General features: G+C 72.8%; 25 protein-coding genes and 1 pseudogene. 23 read left to right on the top strand and 3 right to left on the bottom strand.

What is annotated here, in order from left to right; translation table 11 throughout:
- Positions 1 to 106: 106 nt before the first annotated feature.
- From ACXYMW_RS10885 to ACXYMW_RS10785, 21 genes are all read left to right on the top strand, one after another.
- On the top strand, positions 107 to 1,699 hold the full coding sequence (locus tag ACXYMW_RS10885; RefSeq protein WP_459035346.1) for a sensor histidine kinase: 1,593 nt from the start codon (positions 107 to 109) through the stop codon (positions 1,697 to 1,699).
- 10 nt (positions 1,700 to 1,709) lie between these two features.
- Complete coding sequence (locus tag ACXYMW_RS10880; RefSeq protein WP_459035345.1) at positions 1,710 to 2,417, top strand: response regulator transcription factor; 708 nt, start codon at positions 1,710 to 1,712, stop codon at positions 2,415 to 2,417.
- A gap of 93 nt (positions 2,418 to 2,510) precedes the next feature.
- Positions 2,511 to 2,600: a pyrroloquinoline quinone precursor peptide PqqA gene (gene pqqA, locus ACXYMW_RS10875; RefSeq protein WP_037266221.1), complete on the top strand. Its 90-nt coding sequence runs from the start codon at positions 2,511 to 2,513 to the stop codon at positions 2,598 to 2,600.
- A 28-nt stretch (positions 2,601 to 2,628) separates the two neighbouring features.
- On the top strand, positions 2,629 to 3,525 hold the full coding sequence (pqqB, locus tag ACXYMW_RS10870) for a pyrroloquinoline quinone biosynthesis protein PqqB (protein ID WP_459035344.1): 897 nt from the start codon (positions 2,629 to 2,631) through the stop codon (positions 3,523 to 3,525).
- A complete protein-coding gene (pqqC, locus tag ACXYMW_RS10865) occupies positions 3,522 to 4,283 on the top strand; it encodes a pyrroloquinoline-quinone synthase PqqC (protein WP_459035343.1) in 762 nt (253 codons plus the stop codon). Before pqqB ends, pqqC begins: the two co-directional genes overlap by 4 nt.
- Positions 4,283 to 4,558 carry a pyrroloquinoline quinone biosynthesis peptide chaperone PqqD gene (gene pqqD / locus ACXYMW_RS10860; RefSeq protein ID WP_459035342.1) on the top strand — a complete coding sequence of 92 codons (276 nt, stop codon included), beginning with the start codon at positions 4,283 to 4,285 and terminating at the stop codon, positions 4,556 to 4,558. The genes pqqC and pqqD overlap by 1 nt, the downstream gene beginning before the upstream one ends.
- The gene (pqqE, locus tag ACXYMW_RS10855) at positions 4,555 to 5,676 is read left to right on the top strand and encodes a pyrroloquinoline quinone biosynthesis protein PqqE (protein WP_459035341.1); all 1,122 of its coding nucleotides are present in this window, start codon (positions 4,555 to 4,557) and stop codon (positions 5,674 to 5,676) included. The genes pqqD and pqqE overlap by 4 nt, the downstream gene beginning before the upstream one ends.
- A 100-nt stretch (positions 5,677 to 5,776) precedes the next feature.
- Positions 5,777 to 6,709, top strand: coding sequence for a hypothetical protein (locus ACXYMW_RS10850; protein WP_459035340.1), 933 nt, complete (start codon positions 5,777 to 5,779; stop codon positions 6,707 to 6,709).
- Positions 6,710 to 6,804: 95 nt separating this feature from the next.
- The gene (locus ACXYMW_RS10845) at positions 6,805 to 7,761 is read left to right on the top strand and encodes an AAA family ATPase (protein WP_459035339.1); all 957 of its coding nucleotides are present in this window, start codon (positions 6,805 to 6,807) and stop codon (positions 7,759 to 7,761) included.
- On the top strand, positions 7,758 to 8,657 hold the full coding sequence (locus ACXYMW_RS10840; protein WP_459035338.1) for a DUF58 domain-containing protein: 900 nt from the start codon (positions 7,758 to 7,760) through the stop codon (positions 8,655 to 8,657). The genes ACXYMW_RS10845 and ACXYMW_RS10840 overlap by 4 nt, the downstream gene beginning before the upstream one ends.
- Before the next feature lies 1 nt (position 8,658).
- On the top strand, positions 8,659 to 9,039 hold the full coding sequence (locus ACXYMW_RS10835) for a hypothetical protein (RefSeq protein ID WP_459035337.1): 381 nt from the start codon (positions 8,659 to 8,661) through the stop codon (positions 9,037 to 9,039).
- Positions 9,036 to 9,992 carry a VWA domain-containing protein gene (locus ACXYMW_RS10830; RefSeq protein ID WP_459035336.1) on the top strand — a complete coding sequence of 319 codons (957 nt, stop codon included), beginning with the start codon at positions 9,036 to 9,038 and terminating at the stop codon, positions 9,990 to 9,992. Before ACXYMW_RS10835 ends, ACXYMW_RS10830 begins: the two co-directional genes overlap by 4 nt.
- Positions 9,989 to 10,888 carry a vWA domain-containing protein gene (locus ACXYMW_RS10825; RefSeq protein WP_459035335.1) on the top strand — a complete coding sequence of 300 codons (900 nt, stop codon included), beginning with the start codon at positions 9,989 to 9,991 and terminating at the stop codon, positions 10,886 to 10,888. Before ACXYMW_RS10830 ends, ACXYMW_RS10825 begins: the two co-directional genes overlap by 4 nt.
- Complete coding sequence (locus ACXYMW_RS10820) at positions 10,885 to 11,571, top strand: hypothetical protein (protein ID WP_459035334.1); 687 nt, start codon at positions 10,885 to 10,887, stop codon at positions 11,569 to 11,571. Before ACXYMW_RS10825 ends, ACXYMW_RS10820 begins: the two co-directional genes overlap by 4 nt.
- Complete coding sequence (locus tag ACXYMW_RS10815; RefSeq protein ID WP_459035333.1) at positions 11,568 to 12,770, top strand: hypothetical protein; 1,203 nt, start codon at positions 11,568 to 11,570, stop codon at positions 12,768 to 12,770. Before ACXYMW_RS10820 ends, ACXYMW_RS10815 begins: the two co-directional genes overlap by 4 nt.
- 81 nt (positions 12,771 to 12,851) lie before the next feature.
- Complete coding sequence (gene gfa / locus ACXYMW_RS10810; protein WP_459035332.1) at positions 12,852 to 13,490, top strand: S-(hydroxymethyl)glutathione synthase; 639 nt, start codon at positions 12,852 to 12,854, stop codon at positions 13,488 to 13,490.
- A gap of 115 nt (positions 13,491 to 13,605) precedes the next feature.
- Positions 13,606 to 14,322: a response regulator gene (locus ACXYMW_RS10805; RefSeq protein WP_459035331.1), complete on the top strand. Its 717-nt coding sequence runs from the start codon at positions 13,606 to 13,608 to the stop codon at positions 14,320 to 14,322.
- A 7-nt stretch (positions 14,323 to 14,329) separates the two neighbouring features.
- A complete protein-coding gene (locus ACXYMW_RS10800) occupies positions 14,330 to 15,487 on the top strand; it encodes an FIST N-terminal domain-containing protein (protein ID WP_459035330.1) in 1,158 nt (385 codons plus the stop codon).
- A complete protein-coding gene (locus ACXYMW_RS10795; protein WP_459035329.1) occupies positions 15,484 to 17,760 on the top strand; it encodes a PAS domain-containing hybrid sensor histidine kinase/response regulator in 2,277 nt (758 codons plus the stop codon). The genes ACXYMW_RS10800 and ACXYMW_RS10795 overlap by 4 nt, the downstream gene beginning before the upstream one ends.
- A 46-nt stretch (positions 17,761 to 17,806) precedes the next feature.
- Positions 17,807 to 18,481: a hypothetical protein gene (locus tag ACXYMW_RS10790; RefSeq protein ID WP_459035328.1), complete on the top strand. Its 675-nt coding sequence runs from the start codon at positions 17,807 to 17,809 to the stop codon at positions 18,479 to 18,481.
- Positions 18,478 to 18,840, top strand: a complete 363-nt coding sequence (locus ACXYMW_RS10785) for a hypothetical protein (protein ID WP_459035327.1) — start codon at positions 18,478 to 18,480, stop codon at positions 18,838 to 18,840. The genes ACXYMW_RS10790 and ACXYMW_RS10785 overlap by 4 nt, the downstream gene beginning before the upstream one ends.
- Positions 18,841 to 18,933: 93 nt before the next feature.
- On the opposite strand, the gene ACXYMW_RS10780 is transcribed toward ACXYMW_RS10785, so the two are convergent.
- Together ACXYMW_RS10780 and ACXYMW_RS10775 are read right to left on the bottom strand one after the other, a co-directional pair.
- The gene (locus tag ACXYMW_RS10780) at positions 18,934 to 19,377 is read right to left on the bottom strand and encodes a hypothetical protein (protein WP_459035326.1); all 444 of its coding nucleotides are present in this window, start codon (positions 19,375 to 19,377) and stop codon (positions 18,934 to 18,936) included.
- A gap of 60 nt (positions 19,378 to 19,437) precedes the next feature.
- Complete coding sequence (locus tag ACXYMW_RS10775) at positions 19,438 to 20,256, bottom strand: quinoprotein dehydrogenase-associated SoxYZ-like carrier (RefSeq protein ID WP_459035325.1); 819 nt, start codon at positions 20,254 to 20,256, stop codon at positions 19,438 to 19,440.
- A gap of 136 nt (positions 20,257 to 20,392) precedes the next feature.
- Between ACXYMW_RS10775 and ACXYMW_RS10770 the strand changes: the two genes are divergently transcribed.
- Positions 20,393 to 21,427 (top strand): quinoprotein relay system zinc metallohydrolase 2, encoded by a 1,035-nt coding sequence (locus tag ACXYMW_RS10770; protein ID WP_459035324.1) that lies wholly within the window; start codon positions 20,393 to 20,395, stop codon positions 21,425 to 21,427.
- Positions 21,428 to 21,437: 10 nt separating this feature from the next.
- Here ACXYMW_RS10770 and ACXYMW_RS10765 read toward each other — a convergent pair whose 3' ends face one another.
- On the bottom strand, positions 21,438 to 22,052 hold the full coding sequence (locus ACXYMW_RS10765; RefSeq protein ID WP_459035323.1) for a hypothetical protein: 615 nt from the start codon (positions 22,050 to 22,052) through the stop codon (positions 21,438 to 21,440).
- Positions 22,053 to 22,213: 161 nt separating this feature from the next.
- On the opposite strand from ACXYMW_RS10765, the pseudogene ACXYMW_RS10760 reads away from it, so the two are divergent.
- Positions 22,214 to 22,326: pseudogene (locus ACXYMW_RS10760) on the top strand (S-(hydroxymethyl)glutathione dehydrogenase); the annotation flags it as partial.

The raw sequence follows: 22,326 nt of genomic DNA, 5'->3' as shown, positions 1-22,326 counted from the left end.
ATCGCGCACGGCCCGGCCCCCGGAGGGGGTCGGACGGGGTAAGGCTGCACAAAGTATTGGCTTTTGCCGACACAATAGGCTGCACGGGTTTCTGTGCCGGACCGCCATGGTGAGGCTGCGCGACCTGTCACTGAAATTCCGGCTCGGCTTCGGCGCCGCGCTGCTGGCCGCCGCGGCGCTGCTCAACGCCGCGATCCTCGGCATTGGCGGCGAGGGCATCGCCGCCCGGCTCGACGCCTCGCTGGCGGCGGAACGGCGCATCGACCGCTACGCGGCGCTCTCCACCCAGGTCTCCACGGTGATCGTGGTGGCGACGGAATCGATCCAGCGCGGGCTCGAGCCCGAGGCCCGCATGGTGCGGCTCGACGGGCTGGCCTCGGCGGTGCGCCGCACCTTCGCCGGGCTGCGTCGCGATCTCGAGGCGGCGGTGCGCGAGGCCGGGGCGCTGGGCTTCGACGAGCAGTCGCGCCGAGCGACGCAATCGCTCGGCATCGCCCGCATGGAGGCGCTGTTCGCAACGCTGATGACGGCGATGGCCGACCCGCAGGCCGACCGCGAAAGGCTGCGCGGCCATGTCGACATCTTCGCCACCGGCTTCGACCCGGTGCTCAACGAGGTGGTGCGCGACGAGGTCCGGATGCGGGAGGCGATCCTCGCCGGCATCGCCGCGCTGCGCGAGCGGCTGACCACGCTGGCGCTGGCGATCTCGGCGCTGTCGCTCCTGGCCTTCGCGCTGTTCCAGTTCGGGCTGGTGGCGCCGCAGCTGCGCCGGCTCGACCGGCTGCGCGAGGCGGCGCAGCGCATCGGGCAGGAGGAGTTCGACCTGCGCCTGCCCGAGGAGGGCCGCGACGAGATCGGCACCCTGTTCGCCGAGACCAACCGCATGACCGACGCGCTGGCGGCGCGGCGCGACGCCGTGCAGGCGGAATGGGCGCGGCTCAACGACACCATCGCCGCGCGCACCGAGGCGCTGCGCGAGGCCAATGCCCGGCTGGCCCGCACCGACGAGGACCGCCGCCGCTTCTTTGCCGATGTCAGCCACGAGCTGCGCACGCCGCTGACGGTGATCCTGATGGAGGCGCAGCTCGGCCGGGCCGGTGCGGCGGCGCCCGCCGAGGCCTTCGCCACCATCGAGGCGCGGGCCGAGGGGCTGAACCGGCGCATCGACGACCTGCTGCGCATCGCGCGTTCGGAAAGCGGCCGGCTGGCGCTCGAGGCGGCGCGGCTCGATCTGGCCGCGACGGCGCGCGCGGCGCTCGAGGAGGTGCGCCCGGAACTGACCGCGGCGGGCATTGCCGCCGAACTCGACGCCACCGGCCCGGTGCCGGTGATCGGCGACGGCAACTGGCTGCGGCAGGTGGTGGCGGGGCTTCTGCGCAACGCCGTGCGGCACGCCCGCGAGGGCGGCGCGGTGCGGGTCGCGGTGGCCGCCGGGGCGGACGGTTTCGGCTGCGTGGCGGTGCTCGACAACGGTCCCGGCATCGCCGCGCCGGACCGCGAGACGATGTTCGAGCGCTTCGCCCAAGGCCGGGGCGAAAGCCGCGGCGAGGGCTTCGGCATCGGGCTGGCGCTGGCGCGCTGGGTGATCGAGGAGCAGGGCGGCCGGCTGACCATCGAGAGCCCGGTGGCCCGCGCCGAGGCGCTGGGCCCGGGACCCGGAACCAAGGTCACGGTAGGCATCCCGCGACCCGCGGACTAGGTTCGCCGCCATGAGCGATCTCCGGCCGCGCATCCTGATCGTCGACGACGATCCCCAGATCACCTCGGCGCTGGTGCGGGGGCTGGCGCTGCACGGCTACGACGCCGAGGCCGAGCACCGCGCCGCGCCGGCGCTCGACAAGCTCGCCGGCGGCTCCTTCGCGGCGGCGGTGGTGGACGTCATGCTGGGCGCGGAGAGCGGGCTCGACCTGGTGCGCGGCATCCGCGCCGCCGGGCACGGCCTGCCGGTGGTGATGCTGTCGGCGCTCTCCGAGGTCGAGGACCGCGCCGCCGGGCTCGAGGCCGGGGCCGACGACTACATCGTCAAGCCGTTCTCCTTCGACGAGCTGGTGGCGCGCATCCGGGTGCAGGAGCGCCGCGCCGACGCCGCGCGGCCGCGGCCGGCCCGGCTCGACCCGCGCGCCCGCACCCTGACCGGGCGCGACCGCACGGTGACCCTGACCGAGCGCGAATGCGACCTGCTGCGCTATTTCATGCGCCAGCACGGCGCGGTGCGCGCCCGCCACGAGATCTTCGAGGCGCTGTGGGCCGGCGAGGGCTCGAACAGCGAGAACGTCGTCGACGTCTATCTCGGCTACCTGCGCCGCAAGATTTCTCCGGCCGAGGAATTCGGATTCGAGATCAAGACCCTGCGCAATCGCGGCTTCGTGCTCGAGGGGCGCGTCCCGGATCTCGGCCAGGGTCCGGTTGCGACCTAAGGATGCGTCGCTCTTAGAATATAAGACTCGCTTGAATCGGGGTCGGCCGCCATCTTTCGCGGAGTAAAGGCACATCTATGAGGAGGAATCATCATGGCCTGGACGAAGCCTGTCATCCGCGAGATCGAGTGCGGCATGGAAATCAACATGTACGGCCCCGAAGAGGACGGCGTCCTGTTCTGAGTGACGACGGCGCGCGGGGTTTCCGGTAATGGCATTCCGCGCGCATATCCTTGGGGCGGCCGCCGGTGGCGGGCTGCCCCAATGGAATTGCGGCTGCGAGAACTGCAACCTCGCCCGCGCCGGCCGCATCCCGGCCCAGACGCAATCCTCGCTGGCGGTGACGGCGAACGGCACCGATTGGGCGATCCTGAACGCCTCTCCCGACATCCGCGCCCAGCTCGCCGCGGCGCCCGTGCTGCACCCGACCGGGCTGCGCGACATGCCGCTGGCCTCGGTGCTGGTGACCAACGGCGACATCGACCACGTGGCCGGCCTGCTGACGCTGCGGGAAATGCAGCCCTTCACGCTCTACGCCACGCCCGCGATCCATGAGGTTCTGGCCGCCAACCCGATCTTCGCGGCGCTGAACCCGGCGGCGGTGACGCGGGCGCCAATCTCCATGGAGACCGCGCAGGAGATCGCGCCGGGCCTGACCGCGACGCTGTTCCCGGTGCCGGGGAAGGTGCCGCTCTACATGGAGGGCGATCGGGTGGAGACCGAACTGCTGGGCGAACAGACGGTGGGCGTGCAGCTCGAGGCGGCGGGCCGGACGGCGTTCTACATTCCCGGCTGCGCCACCCTCACCGACGATCTGCGCGCCCGGCTCGACGGCGCGGAGACGCTGTTCTTCGACGGCACGCTGTGGCGCGACGACGAGATGCTGCGCGCCGGGCTCGGCCAGAAGACCGGCAAGCGCATGGGGCATATGTCGATGGACGGACCGGACGGCTCGCTCGCCGCCTTCGCCGATCTCAGCATCGGCCGCCGGGTCTACGTCCACATGAACAACACCAACCCCGTCCTGCGCCCGGACTCGGACCAACGCCGCGCCGCCGAGGCCGCCGGCTGGACCATCGGGCAGGACGGCATGGAGATCGCGCTATGAGCAAGCAGGACCCGCAGAGCCGCGAGGCGTTCGACGCCCGGCTGCGCCAGATCGGGGCGGAGCGCTACCACGACCTGCACCCGTTCCACGACCGCCTGCATGGCGGCGCCTGCACCCCGGACGAGGTGCGCGCCTGGGTCATCAACCGCTACTATTACCAGCATTCGATCCCGATGAAGGACGCGGCCTTCATGTCGCGTGTCGAGGATCCGGATCTGCGCCGCGCCTGGCGGAGCCGCATCGAGGATCACGACGGCACCGCCGAGAACGAGGGCGGCATCCGGCGCTGGCTGCGGCTGGCCCGCGCCGTGGGGCTCGACCCCGATTACGTGGCCTCGCGCCGGGGCGTGCTGCCGGCGACCAGGTTCGCCGTCGACGCCTATGTCCGCTTCGTGCGGGAAAAGACCCTGCTGGAGGCGGTGGCGGCCTCGCTGACCGAGCTCTTCGCGCCGAAGATCCATGCCAGCCGGATCGAGGGGCTGCTGCAGAACTACGACTTCGCCGACGATTCGGCGCTGTCCTATTTCCGCAACCGCCTGAAGGAGGCGCCGAAGGACGTGGCCTTCGGCCTGGCCTGGGTGCTCGACCATGCCGACACCGCGGAAAAGCAGGACCAGGCGGCGGCGGCGCTGATCTTCAAGACCGACGTGCTGTGGTCGCAGCTCGACGCGCTCTGGGCCGCCTATGTCGAACCGGGACGGATCCCGCCGGGCGGCTGGCAGCCGGGCACCGGGCTTCTGGACGCGAGGGCGGCGTGATGGAGCGCGACGCCATCCCCTACCTGCCGCGCGGCGTGCGCATCCACCGCGACCGGGTGCGCGACGCCTGGGTGCTGCTGGCGCCGGAACGCGCCATCACCCTCGACCAGATCGGCCATGCCATCCTGGCGGAGCTCGACGGCAAGCGCTCCTTCGGCGAGATCACCGCCGCGCTGGCCGCCAAGTACGACGCCCCGGAAGAGGCCATCGCCAAGGATTCCGCGGGCTTTCTCGGGGCGCTGCGCGAACGCCGCTTCCTGGAGGTTCTGCCATGAATGCCGAGACCCCGATCGTCCGCCCGCCGATCGCCATGCTGGCCGAGCTGACCCATCGCTGCCCGCTGTCCTGCCCCTATTGCTCGAACCCGGTGGAGCTGGCGCGGATCGACCGCGAGCTCGACACCGCGGCCTGGGTCGACGTGTTCCGGCAGGCCGCCGATCTCGGCGTGCTGCAGCTCCACCTCTCGGGCGGCGAGCCGGCGTCGCGCCGCGATCTCGAGGATCTGGTGGCGGCGGCGCGCGAGGCCGGGCTCTACACCAACCTGATCACCTCGGGCATCGGGCTGTCGGAGAAGCGTCTGGCGGCGCTCGATGCCGCCGGGCTCGACCACGTGCAGCTCAGCCTGCAGGGCACCACGCCCGAGATGGCGGACGAGATCGGCGGCTATCGCGGCGGCTTCAAGCGCAAGATGCAGGTCGCCGACTGGATCGGCGCCATCGGCTTTCCGCTGACCCTGAATGCGGTGCTGCACCGGCGCAACCTGCACCAGCTGCCGCGCGCCATCGAGATGGCGGTGGAGATGGGCGCCCGGCGCATCGAGGTCGCCACCGTGCAGTTCCACGGCTGGGCGCTCAAGAACCGCGCCGCGCTGATGCCCACGCGCGAGCAGGCTCGTGAGGCCGACCGCATCGTCGCCGAGGCGCGCGCGGCGCTCAAGGGCACGCTGGTGATCGACTACGTGCCGGCGGATTACCATTCCGACTATCCCAAGCGCTGCATGGGCGGCTGGGGCACGACCGGGCTCAACGTCGCGCCGGACGGCAAGGTGCTGCCCTGCCACGCCGCCGAGTCGATCCCGCATCTGCGCTTCGACAATGTGCGCGACCGGCCGCTGGCCGAGATCTGGTATCGCGGCGCCGCCTTCGAGGCCTATCGCGGCACCGACTGGATGCAGGAGCCCTGCCGGTCCTGCGCCCGCAAGACCGTGGATTTCGGCGGCTGCCGCTGCCAGGCGATGGCGATCCTCGGCGATCCCGGCGCCACCGATCCGGTCTGCATCAAGTCGCCCCATCACGGCGCGCTGGAAGTGGCGGCCGAGACCTTCGCCCATGCCGACGCGGCCGATCTGATCTATCGCGGCGCCCCGGGCCGCAGCGTGGAGCCCGCGGAATAACGCAGCGCGCCGCCATACCGGCCCGCGTCCGACCTCGCGGGATCGGCATTGGACGCGCGCGCCCGGCCTGCCTAGCTTCCCGACGGGAGGGAGGCAGGCGATGATCCTTGCAAGAGTGGTGGCCGTCGCGGTCGCGATCTGGGCGACGGCGGCGGGGGCCCGGATGTCCGAGCCGGACCGCCTGATCTGGCTCGACCTCGTGCAGAAGGGCTGGATCTACGAATTGCGCAGCACCATGCTCGGCCGCGACCTGTCGATCCCGGTGCGCATCCACGGCCGAAACCTGGCCGGTGCCGCGCTCTGCATCGTCGGCGAACCGCCGCAGCCGCAGACCCGCGCGGTGCTCGACGCGTTCCGCCTCCTGATGCGCGAGGTGCATGGCCGGGCGCTGCCGATGCGCTATGCCGGCGCCTCGGCGCGGGCCTGCGGCACCGGCCGCGTCGCGGTGCTGCGGCTGTGGTCGGGGCGGCCCCCCAATGCGGCGCTGACCGAGGATCTGGTCTGGATGGACGCCATCCACGGTCTCGGCCTGCCGCCGCAGCGCAGCTATGCCGCGCATTCGCCGGCCATGGCGCAGACCTTCTTCGGCCGCCGCGGCAGCGGCACCCACCTGATGGTCAAGCAGGCCGCCGGTCCGGAGATGACCGCGCTCGAGGCCGCCTTCTACCGCTCGATCCTCGTCGAGGAGCTGTTCCAGGCCTTCACCTTCGGCATGGACATCCTGCATTTCGACCGCGCCGCGCCCTTCGCCTCGAAGCTCGAGGAATACCCGGTCAACCTCGCCAACCTGCCGTGGAACAGCCCGGCCTTCATGGAGGGGCTGCTGCGCTCCAACCCGCCCGGGCTCTGCGATTTCGACGTCTTCATGCTGCACGCGGTGGCGCGGGCGCCGGTGGAGCAGACCACCGAGGCGGCGTTCCTCGACTTCGTGACGGCGGAGTTCGAGCCGCTGCTCGCCGCAGCCCGGCGCACCCTGGCGGACGCGCGGATCGCCCTGATCCACGACCCCGATTGCCGCGGCCCGTTCGACTGAGGCGGAATGCGACCTTGGGCGGTGTTTGTCAGCGGCGCCGCGGCGGCTAGGCTCGGCCCGAGACGCGCCGGGGAGGGCGCGGCGGGAGACCCAGGATGGATCAGAGGACAGGCGCCGCGCCGTCGGGCATTGCCGGGCTGGCCGCGCATCTCGGCACCGGGCTGATCGGCCACGAGACGCTGATCGAACGGCTGCTGATCGGCCTCCTGGCGGGCGGCCACCTGCTGGTCGAGGGGGCGCCGGGCCTGGCCAAGACGCGCGCGGTGAAATGGCTCGCCGACGCGGTCGAGGGCAGCTTCGCGCGCATCCAGTCGACCCCCGACCTGATGCCCGCGGACCTCACCGGGACCCCGGTCTGGCGGCCGCAGGACGGCAGTTTCGAATTCGTCCCCGGCCCGGTCTTCCACAACCTCGTTCTGGTCGACGAGATCAACCGCGCCCCGCCCAAGGTGCAATCGGCGCTGCTCGAGGCGATGGCCGAGCGCCAGGTCACCTCGGGCAACGTCACCCATGCGCTGCCCGACCCGTTCCTGGTGGTGGCGACGCAGAACCCGATCGAGCATGACGGCACCTTCCCGCTGCCCGAGGCGCAGCTCGACCGCTTCCTGCTGCACGTGGTGCTGACCCTGCCCGACGCCGCGACCGAGCGGCGCATCCTCGACCTCGTCGAGGCCGAGGGCCAGGAGGCGCCGATTCGGCCGCCGCGCCTGCGCCGCGAGGAGCTGGCCCGGGCGCGCGCCGAGGCGATGGCGGTGCACCTGTCGCCGGCGCTCCGCGACTACATCGTGCGGCTGGTGGTCGCCACGCGCGAGCCGCCCTTCGCCGAGGAGGTCGAGCACGCGGTCAGCCCGCGCGGCTCGCTGGCGCTGGCCGCCGCGGCCAAGGCGCGGGCCTATCTCGAGGGCCGCGACCACGCCCTGCCCGAGGACGTCGCCGCGGTCTCTGCCGACGCGCTGGCGCACCGCATGGTGCTGACCTGGCGCGCGGTGGCCGAGGGCCGGACGCCGCGGGCGCTGGTGGCCGACCTGCTGGCCCGGGTGGAGGCGTTGTGAGCGAGGCGCTCCGCGCGCCGGGCGTCGGGCTCGACGCCGCGGGGCTGATCGGCCTGCGCGGCGTGGCGCTGGCGGCGCGCGGCGAGATGCCGCTCTCGGCGCTGCCGGGCGGTTTCGTGACCCGGCGCCGCGGCCACGGCCAGGAGGTCGCCGACGTGCGCGACTACGTGGCCGGCGACGACATCCGCCATCTCGACCGCGGCAGCACCGCCCGCACTGGGCGGCTGCATGTCCGGCAATTCCAGGAGGAGCGCGACCGCGTCAGCCTGCTGGTGGCCGATTTCCGGCCCGCCATGCTCTGGGGCACGCGCCGCGCCTTCCGCTCGGTGGCCGCCGCCGAGGCGCTGGCGCTGATCGGCTGGCGGGTGGTCGAGGAGGGCGGCCGGGTCGGGCTGCTGGCGCTGGGCGCCGGCCCGCCGGTGGCGGTGCCGCCGCGCGGCCGCGCCCGCGGCATGCTGGAGGTGATCGGCGGCCTGGTGCGGGCGCATGAGGCGGCGCTGGCCCTGGCGCTCACCGGGGCCGACCGCGATCCGCCGCTGGAGGCCGGTCTGGCACGGCTCGAACGCATCGCGCCGCGCGGCGCCGAGCTGGTCATCGCCTCGGGCTTCGACGCGGTCGGGCCGGGCTTCGACGACCGCATCGCGGCGCTCGGACGCGGCCGGGTGCCGCGCCTGCTGGCGATCCGCGACGGCGGCACCGCGCGCCTGCCGCGCGGCAGCTACCCGATCCGGCTGCCCGACGGCAGCCGGGCGCGGGCCCGGATCGACGGCGGCCCGGCCCCGGCGGCCGAGATCCGCATCGCCGGGCTGGCGGCGCTGGCGCTCGATGCCGCGACCGCCCCGGCGGCGCTCGCCGACCGGCTCGCCGCCGCCTTCCCGGCCGACCGGGAGCCCTGACATGGAGGAGGTGGCGCCGGCACGCGGGCTGAGCGAGGAGGCGATGCTGGCCGGGCTGCGCGACCTGCGCCTGCCGGTGACCGGCGGCGCGGAGCTGGCCGCCGATCTCTGCGCCGCCTTCGCGCTGGGCCTCTTGGCGGCGCTGGCGCTGGGCCTCCTGCTGCGCGCCGTGACCCGGCGGGCGCCGCGGCGCGCCGAGACCGGGATCGAGGCCGATTTGGCGCGGCTCGCCGCGCTGCCCGACGAGGCCCGGCGGCTGGCGCTCCTGCACCTGCTGCGCGGCCGCGCCCCGGAGCGCGTGCGGACGCTCGGCCCGGCGCTCTACCGACCCGGCGGCCTGCCCGAGGCGGCCTGGCTCGAAGCCGAGCTGCGGCGGCCATGATCGCCTTCGCGCAGCCCTGGATGGCGCTCCTGCTGCCGCTGCCGCTGCTCTTGGCGCGGCTGCTGCCGCCGCGGGGCGAGAGCATGGCGGCGCTCGCCGTGCCCGAACGGGTCGGCCGCGACCTCCTCGCCGTCCACCGCGCCGGGCGGCTGTCCCGCGCCCGGGCGCGGCTCCTGCCCTGGGCGGTCTGGGCATTGCTGGTGCTGGCGCTGACCGGGCCGCGGCTACTCGAGCCGGTGCCGGCGCTCAGGGTCAGCGGCCGCGACCTCGCCGTGGCGCTCGATCTCTCGGGCAGCATGGTGCGCGACGACTTCTTCCTCGACGGCGCCCCGGTGACCCGGATGGAGGCGGTGCAGCGCGTCGGCGCGGATTTCGTCCGCCGCCGCGCCGGCGACCGGGTGGCGCTGATCGTCTTCGGCTCCGAGGCCTATTACGCCGCGCCCTTTTCCTTCGACACCGAGGCGGTGGCGCGCCGCATCGAGGAGGCGCAGATCGGCATCTCGGGCCGCGCCACCAATATCAGCGACGCGCTGGGCCTGGCGCTGAAGCGCATGGCGGGCAGCGCGGCGGCCTCCCGGGTGGTGATCCTGCTGTCGGACGGGGTCAACAATGCCGGTGTCACCAATCCCCGCGGGGTGGCCGAGCTGGCCGCCGAGATGGGGGTGAGGGTGCACACCATCGCGCTTGGCCCCAAGGACACCGAGAGCGCCGCCGAGGGCGAGCGCGGCGTCGTCGACGCGGCGACGCTGGCGGCGATCTCGGAGATCTCCGGCGGCGAGACTTTCCGGGTCCGCGACACCGAGGACCTGGTCGCCGTGGCCGCCGCGCTGGACCGGCTCGAAGCCACCGAGGCGGCGGGGCTCGCGGCCGAGATCTGGCGCGAGCTCTGGCTCTGGCCGGCCGCCGCGGCGGCGCTTCTGGGCCTCGCCCTGGCCTGGCGGGAGGCGGCATGAGCGGCGTCGAGTTCACCCTGCTGAGGCCGCTCTGGCTCCTCGCCCTGCCGGCGCTGGCGCTCCTGGCCTGGGCGCTCGGGCGGCGCCGCGGCGCGCTGGGCGATTGGGGCCGGGTGGTCGATCCGGCGCTGCTGCGCGCGCTGCGGGCGCTGGGCCGGGTCGATGCCGGGCGCGGCGGGCTGGCCGGCAAGCCGGCGCTGGCGCTGGCCGCGCTGGCGGTTCTCGCGCTGGCCGGCCCGGCGGTCGAGCGCCGCGACGCCACCGCCTTCCGCAACCTCGACGGTGTGGTGCTGGTGGTCGATGCCTCGCCGTCGCTGATCGAGGGGGCGGACTGGCCGGCCTTCCTGACCATGGCGCGTTTCGGCATCGCCGTCCTCGGCGCCCGGCCCGCCGCGCTGGTGGTCTTTGCCGGCGACGCCTATGTCGCCACCGACCTGACCGGGGACACCCGCCAGCTGGGCCAGACGCTGTCGCTTCTCGAGCCCGGCACGGTGCCCGATCCCGGCAGCCGGCCGGAACGCGGGCTGGCGCTGGCGCGGCGCATCCTGGCGGAGGCCGGCATGCTGACCGGCGAGGTGGTGCTGCTCAGCGATGGCGGCGGGCTGGGCGCCGCGGCGCTGGCCGAGGCCGAGGCGCTGCGCAACGAGAATGCCAGCCTCACGGTGATCGCCGCCGAGGCCGCCGGGGCGCAGGCGGCGGCGCTGGCCGCGGCCGGCGGCGGGCGGGTCTTCGGGCTGCGCGACAGCGCCGGGTTCGCCGCGCATATCCGCGCCGGCGCCCGGTCGCGGCTGGTGCGGCAGGACTATCCGCTGCTCTTCTGGTCCGATCTCGGCCGCTGGCTGCTGCTCGCGGCGCTGCTGCCGGCGGCGCTGCTGTTCCGCCGGAGGGCGCCGTGAAGGCGCGCTGGATCGCGCTCGCGGCGCTTGCCGCCGCGGCGCTGGCCGTGCTGTTGGACGGCGCCGCGCCGTTCGGCCGCGCGCTACTCGGCGCCGGGCAGGCGGGCGCGGCGGCGTCGCTCCTCGACGACCCGGACTGGCGCGGCGCGGCGCTCTACCGCGCCGGCGACTGGGACGGCGCCGCGGCGGCGTTCCGCGATGCCGGCGACGCCTATCATCTCGGCCTCGCCGAGACCCGGGCCGGGCGCTACGCCGCCGCGCTCGAGGCCTTCGACCGGGCGCGGGCCGGCGGCGACCGCGACGCCGCGGCGAATTTCGACCTGGTGGCGGCGCATTACGGCGGCCTCGCGCTCGACCCCGAGGCCGCTATCAGCTGGGCGGCGGAGCGCGACCGCGCCGGCGCCACGCTGGCGGCGCCCACCGGGCAGGGCCAGGGCCGCGCCGCGGCCTCGGGCGACGAGGCCACCAATGCCGGCGCGCTGCTCGGCCTGCCGGAGCTCGAAAGCCGCGGGCGGCTCGGGGTCCGGCGGGTCTTCGACGACAAGTTCATCGTCGCCAACGAGCGCTGGCTGGAACAGCTCTCGGACGTGCCGGGCGAATACCTCGCCGCGCGCATCGCCCACGAGGCCAAGCGCCGCGCCGCCCTGGGCCTCGCGCCGCCGCCGCCGGAGGATCCGCGATGAGCCTGCGCCTGGCGCTTTTCCCCGTGCTGCTCTGGGCGCTCCTCGCCGGCGCCGCCGCGGCGCAGAGCCGCGAGGTCCGGCCCCGCGATGCCGAGCTCAGCGTCACCATCGCCGAGACCGAGGCGGTGCCCTTCACGCAGGAGATGGTTCTGATCACCATCCACGGCGTGTACCGCCGGCACGTCACCCGCGAACGGCTGGAAGCGCCCGCCTTCGACGGGTTCAACTGGATGCAGCTCGGCCCCGACAGCTGGTACGAGACGGTGGAGAACGGCCGCAAGGTGAAGAACTTCAAGCGCCGCATGGCGCTGTTTCCGGACCGCGCCGGGCGTCTCGAGATCGGCGCCTTCACCCATCACCTGACGCTGACCGACGAGGGCGACGACTGGTTCGAGCATGCCATCCGCTCCGAACCGCTGAGCCTCGAGGTCCGCCCGGCGCCCGATCCCGGACCCGGCGGCTGGTGGTTCCCGGTGCGCCAGCTGCAGGTCTCGGACCAGTGGTCGAACGCCCCGGACCAGCTGCAGCCGGGCGACGGCGTGCTGCGGGTGATCCGGCTCGAGGCGGTGGGCGCCTCGCCCGACATGTTCCCGCCGATGCCGGAGCTGACCTCGCCCTCGGCGATGATCTTTCCGCATCCCGAGAAGCGCTTCACCGAGCTGTCGCCGGAAGGGCCGGTCTCCTATGTCTTCTGGCGCTGGACCATCCGGCCCGGCAACGACGTCTCGGCGATCGTCGAGCCGATCAGCTTCGGCTATTACGACACAAGGGAACGGCAGCCGCGGCAGGTCACCATCTCGCCCCAGCGGGTGGCCTTCGAGACCGCGACCCTGGCCGATCCGGCGGCCCCCGACGGCACGCCGCCCTCCGGCCGGCTGCACCGCGGCGCGCTGGCCGGGCTGGCGGGGCTGGGCTTCGCGCTCGGGCTCGCGGCGCTCCTGGCCGGACGCCGCGCGGCGGGGCTCGGCCGGGTGCTGGCCGGCACCGGGCTCGATCCCCTGGCGCGCCGCCTGCGCGGCGCCGCGCGCCGCGGCGCCACCGCGCTGATGGGCCGCGACGGCGCCAGCGCGGCGCGGCGGCAGCTCTTGTCGCGGCTCGACGCGGCGATGTTCGGCCCGCCGGGGGCCGCGGCCCCCGATCTGCGCGATTTCGCCCGCAGATTCCTCGCCGCGCGGCCGGATTCGCCCCATACTATCTGAGGTATTGTGTCGGCGGGCGACGCGGCTCACGCTACGTCGGCCGGTGGCGCGATGATCCCAACCGGCTCCAGGGAGGTTTTCATGGGTATTTTTTCGAACCTTTTCGGCGGCGGCGAGACCAAGACCCGCTCGTCCGGCGGCGACCAGCATTCCGACGTCAAGATTCATCCGCAGGTCGATGACGGCATTCCGCGCGGCGGCGCCAGCTTCTCCGGCGGCCGGCTGAGCTGCAAATGCGCCAGCGACCCGGTGATCGTGGAGGTCTCGGCGCAGACCGCGCACAACCACGTTTGCGGCTGCACCAAGTGCTGGAAGCCCCAGGGCGCGACGTTCAGCCAGGTGGCGGTGGTCGGGCGCGATCACGTCTCGGTGGTGCAGAACGGCGAGAAGCTCGACCGCGTGGACCCCCGCGCCACGATCCAGCGCCATGCCTGCAAGAGCTGCGGCGTGCACATGTTCGGCCGCATCGAGGACGAGTCGCATCCCTTCCACGGGCTCGATTTCGTGCATACCGAGCTGTCCGACGAAACCGGCTGGTCGCCGCCGGAATTCGCCGCCTTCGTCTCCTCGGTGATCGAATCCGGCGTCGACCCGTCGCGCATGGACGCGATCCGCGGACGGCTGCGCGAGATCGGGCTCGAGCCCTACGATTGCCTGTCGCCGGCGCTGATGGACGCCATCGCGACCCATACCGCCAAGCAGAAGGGCGTTCTGAGCTGAGCGCCGGCCGGCGCCGGCCGTCAGCGGCCCGGTGCCGGCGGCGGAACTGGACGATGGTTGGCGTTGCCGTCGCGGTAGGGCCCGGGTTATCGTTCGCCCCGGGAGGACGCATCTCATGAAACACGATCCCGTCATGCCGCCGGCGGCGCGCATCCGGTCGGTGGTCATCGTCGACGATCACCCGCTCTACAGCGACGCCCTGGCCGCGGCCCTGCGGCTGGTCTTCCCGGAATGCCGGATCGAGACCGCCCAGACCCTGGCCGCGGCGCTCGACACCATCGAGGCCGGATTCGCGCCCGACCTCGTGATGTTCGACCTGAAGCTGCCGGACGTGCAGGGCATCTCCGGCTTCCAGGCCCTGCGCGACCGGGTGCCCGACACGCCGATCCTGGTGATCTCGTCGCTGACCTCGATCGAGGTCGTGCAGGCGCTGATGGCCGAGGGCGCGGCCGGCTTCCTGCCCAAGGACGCCTCGGCGCAGGTGCTGAAATCGGTGCTGGCCGATGTCAGCGCCGGGCGCCGCTACGTGCCCAAGGATTACCAGAGCGTGCCGCGCGAGGCCGCCGAGGGCACCGGCCCGTCCGGGGCGCAGGCGCGGATCGCCGAGCTGACCCCGCAGCAGGCCAAGATCATGAAGCTGATCTGTGCCGGCAAGCCGAACAAGCAGATCGCCTACGAGCTTGACCTCGCCGAGGCCACGGTGAAGGCGCATATCACCGCGCTGCTGCGGCGGCTCGGCGTGCAGAACCGCACCCAGGCGGCGGTGCTGGTGGAGACCGCGCTGGCCGACAGCGTCGGCGATCCCGATGCCCGCGCCTTCCTGAGCCAGTAGGCCGGCGATGAACAACGCGATGCGCGGCCCCGCCTTCGTCGGCGTCGCGGTGTCGCACGCCGCCGAGCCCGAGGACGCGGTGGCCGAGGCGGCCGCCGGGCTCGGGCTCGAGGAAGCCTGCTTCGTGCTGGTTCTGGTTCCCGACCGCTTCCCGCTGCCGCGGCTGGCGGCGGCGCTGAGCGACCGGCTTGGCGGCGTGCCGGCCTTCGGCTGCACCACCGCCGGCCAGATCACGCCCCGCGGCTACGAGACCGACGCGCTGATGCTGCTGGCCTTTCCGCGGCGGCATTTCCGCTGCGCCTCGCTGCTGATCGAGGAGCTGAAGCCGCTGCCGATCCAGCGCATCGCCGAACGCGCCGAGCGGCTGGTCACCCGGTTCCCGCGCACCGCCGGCTGGGAGCGGCTGGCGCTGGTCTTTGCCGACGGGCTGGCCAAGCAGGAGGACATGCTGGTCTCGGTCCTGCAGATGGCGCTGGAGCGGGTGCCGGTCTTTGGCGGCTCGGCCGGCAACGGCCTGCGCTTCGAGGAGACCTTCGTGCTGCACGAGGGCCGCTTCCATACCAATGCGGCGCTCCTGCTGGTGCTGGAGACCGACCTGCGGTTCCAGGGCCTGGGCTTCGACCATTTCCTGCCCACCGGCACCCAGATGGTGGTCACCGAGGCGGTGCCCGAGGAGCGCCTGGTGGTGGAGCTGAACGGCGCCCCGGCGGCGCATGAATATGCCCGGCTGATCGGCGTGCCCTACGATCGCCTGTCGCCGCAGGTCTTTGCCGAGAACCCGATCCTGGTGCGCCAGAACATGACCTACCACGTGCGCGCCATCCAGCAGGTGGTGGAGGGCGGCGCGCTGTCCTTCCTGTCGGCCATCGATGACGGGCTGATCCTGACCCTGGGTCGCGGCAAGGAGATCCTGCAGACCCTCGAGGCCGGGCTGACGCTGGGCGAGGGCCGCGGCGCGGGACCGGATTTCGTGCTCGGCTTCGACTGCGTCCTGCGCAAGCTGGAGATCGAGATGAAGGGCCTGAGCGTCGCGGTGTCGGACATCTTCCGGCGCCGCCGGGTGCTGGGCTTCAACACCTATGGCGAGCAGCATTGCGGCGTCCACGTCAACCAGACCTTCGTGGGCGTGGCCTTCTTCGAACCGGCGCGGAGGGACCTGGCATGATCGATCCCAGCGAACCGCTCGAACGCCAGGTCGCGCGCCAGCAGAAGATCATCGACGCGCTGGTGCGCCGCACCAACCGCCAGCACGAGCTCGGCACCTCGGCCTATGGCGCGTTCCAGTCGGCGATCGCGCTGCAGGAACAGGTCTGGGCCAAGACCCGCGACCTCGAACGCACCGAGACCGAGCTGGAAAGCGTGCGCCACGACCGCGAGCGCACGCGCAAGAACCTGTCCGACGCGCTGTCGGCGATGGAGGGCGGCTTCGCGCTGTTCACCGATGGCCGGCTGGTGGTCAGCAACGACCTGTTCCAGGGCCTTCTGCCGGACATCGAGGACCGCGTCGTTCCCGGCCTGCCGCTCGACGCCTATTTCGACCTGATGGCCGAAAGCCGGCACCTGATCTCCACCGACGGACGCATCCATTCCTCGCTCAGCAATGCCCGGCAGGGCCCGGTCGGCGCCTCGGTGCTGTCGCTGGTGATGGAGCTGTCGGGCGACCGCTGGTTCCAGATCAACCTGCAACGCACCTCGTCGGACAACGTGGTGATGCTGCAGACCGAGATCACCGCCATCGTGCGCCACAACCGCTCCGAGCGCGAGAGCCTGATCGACCGCCAGGCGCATTACCTGCAGGCGGCGGTCGAGAACATGTCCTCGGGGATCTGCACCTTCACCCAGAACGGCGAGACGATTCTGCACAACACGCGGTTCCGCGAACTTCTCGGCCTGCCCTACACGCTGCTGCAGCCCGGCACGCGGCTCGAGCAGATCCTCGACTACACGCGCCAGAACGGCCTGATCCAGGACGCGCAGGCGCTGGATTTCGTGGCCTGGCAGGAGCGGCTGAACCGCCAGGGCCGGTTCCGCAAGCGGCTGCGGCATGCCGGCGGCCGGGTGCTCGACCTGCATGCCAACCGGCTGCCCGACGGCGGGTCGCTGGTCGAGGTCAAGGACGTGACGCTGGAGAGCCGCGCCACCGAGGTGCTGGAAAAGCGCGTCGCCGAGCGCACCGAGGAACTGACCCGCGCCAACCGCCGCCTGACCGCGCAATACGAGGCCCAGGCCCGCGTCGAGGAGGAGCTGCGTCTGGCCAAGGAGCGCGCCGAGGCCGCGGTGTCGTCGAAGACCCGCTTCCTGGCCGCCGCGAGCCACGACCTGCTGCAGCCGATCAACGCGGCGAAGCTGCTGATCTCGACCCTGATGGAGACCGCCGAGGGCAGCGCGCTCGCGCCCACGGTGGAGCGGCTCGACGGCTCCTTCGCCTCGATCGAGACGCTGCTGCACGCGCTGCTCGACATCTCCCGGCTGGACAGCGCCGAGGGCGCGCTGACGCCGGCGGAGGTCTGCCTCGGGACGCTGATGCACGGGGTGATCGAGGACCAGATGCCGGTGGCGGCCAAGAAGGGCGTGCGGCTCGACATGGTGCCCTGCTCGGCGGTGGTGAAATCCGACCAGCGCTACCTGATGCGGTCGATCCAGAACCTGGTGGTCAACGCCATCCAGTACACGCCCGAGGGCGGCCGCGTGCTGGTGGGCTGCCGGCGGCGCGGCGCCGGCAGCGTGGTGCTGGAGGTCTGGGATACCGGGCTCGGCATTTCCCGCAGCGACCAGAAGCGCATCTTCGAGGAATTCGCCCGCGCCTCCAACGTGCCTTTCGGCTCCGGCATGGGGCTCGGCCTGTCGATCGTCGAGCGGACCTGCCGGCACATGGGCCACAAGGTCCGGGTGCGCTCGAAGCCCGGGGCGGGGTCGGTCTTCTCGATCGAGATGGCCACGGTTCCGGGGCGCCGCTCGCCGGCGCCGGGCCGCGCCCAGGCAGTGCCGCAGCCCGACGAGGGCACCGAGATGGACATCATCGCGCTGGTGGTCGAGAACGACCCCGACGTGCTCTTTGCCACCGCCCAGAAGATCGAGGCCTGGGGCGCCAGCGCGCTCTGCGCCGCCTCCACCGAGGAGGCGCTGGGCCTGGTGCGCGACATCGGCATGGCGCCCGACATCATCCTCGCCGATTACCAGCTCGACGGCGACGATACCGGGGTGGCGGCGATCCGCGCGGTGCGCGACGCCACCGGGCGCAAGGTGCCGGCGATCATGATCACCGCGGATCGCAGCGACGACCTGCTGCGCACCGGCGCCGAGATCGGCTTCGCGGTGCTCACCAAGCCGGTCCAGGTGGCCCGGCTCAGGCCGCTGATCGACTGGAAGATCCGCTGGCAGACCCCGGAGGCGCCGGCCGCGGCCGCGGCGGCGGGGTCCGACAAAAGTCGGCCCTGACAGGCGGCCGCGCGGCGTTAGGCTGCGGCATTGGGAGGACGATCACATGAGACGCATCGCAACGGCCCTGGCGCTGGTCGCCGGCCTCGCCGCGGCGCCGCTGGCGGCCCAGAACGCCGCCACGCCGCATTACGACCTGCTGTTCAAGGGCGGCACCCTGGACGCGATCGGGGCCGAGCAGGTGCTGCTCTACGACCGCGAGGTGCAGAACCGCGAAAAGCCCGATGCCGCGGCGCGCGACACCGGCACCATCGCGCTGTCCTTCGAGACGCAGGAGGGCCGGACCCTGGCCAACCTGATGTTCCGCAAGGACGGCCAGCACCGCAATCTCGGCAGTTTCCCGGCCAGCGTCGGCAACCCGATGATCATGTATTTCTACGAAACCGTGGTGCGCGACATGGCGGAATCCGCCGGCGGCAGCCCGTTCTACATCCGCAACCGGGTCAAGGACGCCCTCACCCAGCCCGCCGAGGTGGTCTCGGGCGAGGCCAGCTGGAACGGCGAGACCGTGGCCACCCAGACGGTCACGCTCAGACCCTTCGCCGAGGATCCGAACCGCGCGCAGATGCAGGGCTGGGGCGACCTCGCCATGACCGTGACGATGTCGGAGGCGGTGCCGGGCTGGTATCTCGACCTGACCGCGCATGTCCCGGGCGGCGAGGCGGCGCAGCCGGTCTACCATTCCGAGATGCGCTTCGAGGCGCTGGCGGAGGGCGAATGACGCGCCGCGCCGCCTGGTGTGCCGCGCTGCTCCTGGGCGCGGCGGGCGCCGCCCCGGCGGCGGCGCAGAGCGTCACCGAACGCCTGAACGACTACCCGACCGCGGTGCGGGCCGATTACGTCTTTGCCTGCATGGCCACCAACGGGCAGTCGCGGCAGGTGCTGGAGCAATGCTCCTGCTCGATCGACGAGATCGCCAATATCCTGCCCTACGAGGATTACGTCGCCGCCGAGACCATCCTCGCCATGCGGCTGACCGGCGGCGAGCGTACCTCGATGTTCAAGAGCGATCCCGGCATGTCCGAGATCGTGGCCGAGCTGCGGCGCGCCCAGGCCGAGGCCGAGATCGTCTGTTTCTGACCCCGCCGCCGGGCGCGGCGGGTGCCCCCTCCGATGCTGCGGCGCGCCGGTTTCGCGCGGGCCCTGCACCGACCCGGCCCGCAGGCCGGCCGGTCAGGCCCCGGACCGGTCCGGCGCGTCCCAGTGCCGGCTCCAGATCTGGAACAGGAAGGTCGCGGTCCAGGTCAGCGCCATGAAGCCGCCCAGGGCCTCGCCCACCACCAGCAGGCGCAGCGCCCCGTCGACCTTGATCGCTGTCATCCCCAGCGTGGTGAAGGTGGTGGCCGAGAGCACGATGTAGTCGGTCAGGGTGCCGCCCCAATCGCCGCTGAGCGTGCCGACGCCTTCCCAGCCCGCGACCTCCCGGAGCAGCAGCGCGAAGAGCAGGATCTCCACCACGTGCAGCACCAGCGCGCCCTGGAAGGCCACCAGGGGCGCGGTATGGGGCGCCACGTGGATGGTCGGAACGACCCAGCGCAGCGCCAGGATGCCGAGGTGATGGACAAGCCCCAGGAACGCGAGGGCGGCGAGCGCGGTCAGACAGACAATCGTAAACATGCCCCTAGAACCCCCGGAGCGGTCCGGCGTTCCCCCCTTTCGGACGGGGCGGGCCCGGCCTCAGCCCGCCGCGGTCTTGGGCAGCTCTTGCGTGAAGACGTTGCCCTCGGTGTCGGTGGCGCGGATCGTCAGGGTCTCGCTGCCATTGTCGTCGTAGGAGAAGCGGAAGGCCGGGTTCTCGCTGATCGAGATGCCGCCGGTCATGGTGAACAGCGTCTCGTCGCCCTGCGCGACCTCGATCGTGTCGATGAAATGCGCCGGGATGAACAGGTGGGTGACCTGGTCCTTCTGCAGCCCGGAATAGTTCGGGTGGCGAATCATGATCTGCGCCTCGCGCCGGGCGGTGGACATGGCCGGCGCGGCGGCGCCGTCGAAATGCCGCAGCCGCATCTCGCCCAGGCCGGCCAGCGCCTGTTCGGGGTCGCGGCTGGCCGGGGCGGAGCAGCCGCCCGAGGCCTTCACGAAGCGCCCGGCCATGCGCAGCCCGTCCGGGGTCTCGGCCAGGACGCGGACGTTGGAATACTGGTTGACCCGCACGCGCAGCTCGAAATCCAGCGGCGCCATGGCCGGGCCGAAGGCGAATTCCGCCGCCACCGGGGCGGGGTTCTCGTCGATCACCACCACGGCGCGGCGGATCGGCACTGCGGGGTCGGTCTGGGTCAGGGTGACCGGCACCGTCGCGGCGTCATGGGCGCGGTAGGGCGCCGCGACCTCGAAGAGCCCGTCGGCCGGCGCGATCTCCGCCTCGCCTACCACGTCGACCCGCAGGTCGTCCCAGGTCGGGCTGTCGGTCAGGGGGTTCTTCGCCGGGTCGGCGGCGGCCCCCGCGGCGGCGAGCCATCCGGCCGTCGCGGCGGCGATCAGAGCTGTGCGGACCATGCTTCTCCTCCTCGCGCGGTCGGTGCCTCCTTATGCCACAAAAACGCCCCCCGGGGCACCTGTCGGAACGGAGGGGTGGCCCCGCGGGACGCGGCGCGGCACAGTCGGCCGCGATGCCGGCGCGGGGAGAGAGGCGATGTTCGAAGCGGTGCTGACGCTGTGCCTCGACCTCGCCGCCGGGCCCTGCCGCGACGTCCTGCTGCCGGGTCGCGAGGCGACCAGCCGCGCCGCCTGCGAGGCCGCGCTCGCCGCAGCCCCGCCGGCGCCCGGGCGCCATGCCCCGGCCCGGGCCAGGGGGCGCCCCGCCTGCCGCCCGGTCGGCCCGGCGCTCGCGGTGACCGAGGTGGCGCCGGGGCTCTTCGTGCATCGCGGCGCGGTGGCCGAGCCCGATCGCGACAATCTGGGCGACGTGGCGAATCTCGCATTCGTGATCGGCGGCGACAGCGTCGCGGTGATCGATGCCGGCGGCTCGCGGCCCGTGGCGGAGGCGCTCTGGCGGGCGATTCGCGCCCGCACCGCGCTGCCGGTCGGCCACCTGATCCTGACCCACATGCATCCCGACCACGTCTTCGGCGCCGCGCTCTTCGCCGAGGCCGGGGCGACGGTGATCGGCCATCCCGGGCTGGCCCGGGCGCTGGCCGACCGGGAGGAAAATTACCGCGAGAGCTTTGCCCGGCTGGTCGGGGAGGAGGCGATGCTGGGGACCGCGCTGCCGCCGCTCGCCGCGGCCCCCGAACGCCTCGATCTGGGCGGCCGGACGCTCGACCTGCGGGCCTGGCCCGGCGCCCATACCGGCACCGATCTCAGCGTTCTCGACGGCCAGAGCGGCACCCTTCTGGCCGGCGATCTGGTCTTCGACGAACATGCCCCGGCGCTCGACGGGACGCTGCGCGGCTGGCAGCGGGCCCTGCAGGAGATGACGGCGATCGCGGCGCGGCAGGTGGTGCCGGGCCACGGCGCCGCGGTGCTGCCCTGGCCGGAGGGCGCGGCGCCGCTCGAGCGCTACCTCGACACGCTGGCGCGCGACGTGCGCGCCGCCATCGACCGCGGCGCCCGCCTGGCCGAGACGGCGGAGAGCGCGGCGGCCGCGGAGGCCGGGCACTGGGCGCTCTTCGAGGCCTACAATGCCCGCAACGCCACGGTGGCCTTCACCGAGCTGGAATGGGAATAGCCGGTCCCGGTCAGTCCCGGGCGGCGGCCTGCAGCAGCTGCGCGATGGCGTAGAGCCGCTTCTCCAGCAGCACCGGCGTCTCGCAGATATAGGTCAGCGTCCGCTGGCGGTCGGTATAGATGCGCTGGTCCCAGTCAAGCTGCTCCTCGAGCCGGTCGACGCGGTCGTAATCGGGCTCGGCCGCCGCCATCGCCGTCTCCATGTCGGCCCGCGCGGCGTCGATGCGCTCGGAGAGGCCGATCTGCCCGGTGGAAAACTCCGCGATCCCGGCCATGATCTTCTGGCGCCGCTGCGACAGCGTGTCGAAGACCCTCTGGAACACGACGCCCAGCACCGCGGGGTCGCCGCCATGGGCCTCGGTGAAGGCGGCGATGCGGGTCTCGGCTTCCTCCAGATCGACCCGCCGGAGCGCCAGCGCCTCGGCCAGGTCGGCGACCGCGGCGCGCTGCGCGTCAGGCAGCTCGGGCGGCGCCGCGCCGGTCTCGGGCCACATCAGCCCGGGGGACAGGCGCTCCACCTTGCGCTGGATGCAGGGCCAGGTCGGGTCGCTGTAATCGGCCGCCGCCAGGGGGCCGGCCAGGCCGAGCGCGAGCGCCGCGGCGAGGGGGGGACGGATGCTGAACATGGGGCCTCTCTCCTTGCGCGGACTATGGGCCGGGCGGGGCCGGCCTGTCCATCGGTCCGAATACCCACCAATGTCGGAGTTGTTTGGATACAGAACCCGGACCCATAGTTTTCATGGCGGCACCGGTCGGCCGGACCGCGCCGCTCAGGGAGGAGCACATCATGAAGACGCGGGCAGCGGTTGCGCTGGAGGCGGGCAAGCCTCTGGAGGTGATGGAGGTCAATCTCGAGGGTCCGAAGGCGGGCGAGGTTCTGGTCGAGATCAAGGCGACGGG

It is taken from the genome of Roseivivax sp. CAU 1761 (assembly GCF_054482755.1).
Note: the sequence above shows the minus strand (reverse complement) of the source record. Positions and strands in the feature narration are given on the sequence as shown.

Coding starts and splice junctions, on each gene's coding strand:
- ACXYMW_RS10885 (WP_459035346.1), top strand. CDS start 107: ATGGTGAGGCTGCGCGACCTGTCACTGAAATTCCGGCTCGGCTTCGGC.
- ACXYMW_RS10880 (WP_459035345.1), top strand. CDS start 1,710: ATGAGCGATCTCCGGCCGCGCATCCTGATCGTCGACGACGATCCCCAG.
- pqqA (WP_037266221.1), top strand. CDS start 2,511: ATGGCCTGGACGAAGCCTGTCATCCGCGAGATCGAGTGCGGCATGGAA.
- pqqB (WP_459035344.1), top strand. CDS start 2,629: ATGGCATTCCGCGCGCATATCCTTGGGGCGGCCGCCGGTGGCGGGCTG.
- pqqC (WP_459035343.1), top strand. CDS start 3,522: ATGAGCAAGCAGGACCCGCAGAGCCGCGAGGCGTTCGACGCCCGGCTG.
- pqqD (WP_459035342.1), top strand. CDS start 4,283: ATGGAGCGCGACGCCATCCCCTACCTGCCGCGCGGCGTGCGCATCCAC.
- pqqE (WP_459035341.1), top strand. CDS start 4,555: ATGAATGCCGAGACCCCGATCGTCCGCCCGCCGATCGCCATGCTGGCC.
- ACXYMW_RS10850 (WP_459035340.1), top strand. CDS start 5,777: ATGATCCTTGCAAGAGTGGTGGCCGTCGCGGTCGCGATCTGGGCGACG.
- ACXYMW_RS10845 (WP_459035339.1), top strand. CDS start 6,805: ATGGATCAGAGGACAGGCGCCGCGCCGTCGGGCATTGCCGGGCTGGCC.
- ACXYMW_RS10835 (WP_459035337.1), top strand. CDS start 8,659: ATGGAGGAGGTGGCGCCGGCACGCGGGCTGAGCGAGGAGGCGATGCTG.
- ACXYMW_RS10830 (WP_459035336.1), top strand. CDS start 9,036: ATGATCGCCTTCGCGCAGCCCTGGATGGCGCTCCTGCTGCCGCTGCCG.
- ACXYMW_RS10825 (WP_459035335.1), top strand. CDS start 9,989: ATGAGCGGCGTCGAGTTCACCCTGCTGAGGCCGCTCTGGCTCCTCGCC.
- ACXYMW_RS10815 (WP_459035333.1), top strand. CDS start 11,568: ATGAGCCTGCGCCTGGCGCTTTTCCCCGTGCTGCTCTGGGCGCTCCTC.
- gfa (WP_459035332.1), top strand. CDS start 12,852: ATGGGTATTTTTTCGAACCTTTTCGGCGGCGGCGAGACCAAGACCCGC.
- ACXYMW_RS10805 (WP_459035331.1), top strand. CDS start 13,606: ATGAAACACGATCCCGTCATGCCGCCGGCGGCGCGCATCCGGTCGGTG.
- ACXYMW_RS10800 (WP_459035330.1), top strand. CDS start 14,330: ATGAACAACGCGATGCGCGGCCCCGCCTTCGTCGGCGTCGCGGTGTCG.
- ACXYMW_RS10795 (WP_459035329.1), top strand. CDS start 15,484: ATGATCGATCCCAGCGAACCGCTCGAACGCCAGGTCGCGCGCCAGCAG.
- ACXYMW_RS10790 (WP_459035328.1), top strand. CDS start 17,807: ATGAGACGCATCGCAACGGCCCTGGCGCTGGTCGCCGGCCTCGCCGCG.
- ACXYMW_RS10785 (WP_459035327.1), top strand. CDS start 18,478: ATGACGCGCCGCGCCGCCTGGTGTGCCGCGCTGCTCCTGGGCGCGGCG.
- ACXYMW_RS10780 (WP_459035326.1), bottom strand. CDS start 19,377: ATGTTTACGATTGTCTGTCTGACCGCGCTCGCCGCCCTCGCGTTCCTG.
- ACXYMW_RS10775 (WP_459035325.1), bottom strand. CDS start 20,256: ATGGTCCGCACAGCTCTGATCGCCGCCGCGACGGCCGGATGGCTCGCC.
- ACXYMW_RS10770 (WP_459035324.1), top strand. CDS start 20,393: ATGTTCGAAGCGGTGCTGACGCTGTGCCTCGACCTCGCCGCCGGGCCC.
- ACXYMW_RS10765 (WP_459035323.1), bottom strand. CDS start 22,052: ATGTTCAGCATCCGTCCCCCCCTCGCCGCGGCGCTCGCGCTCGGCCTG.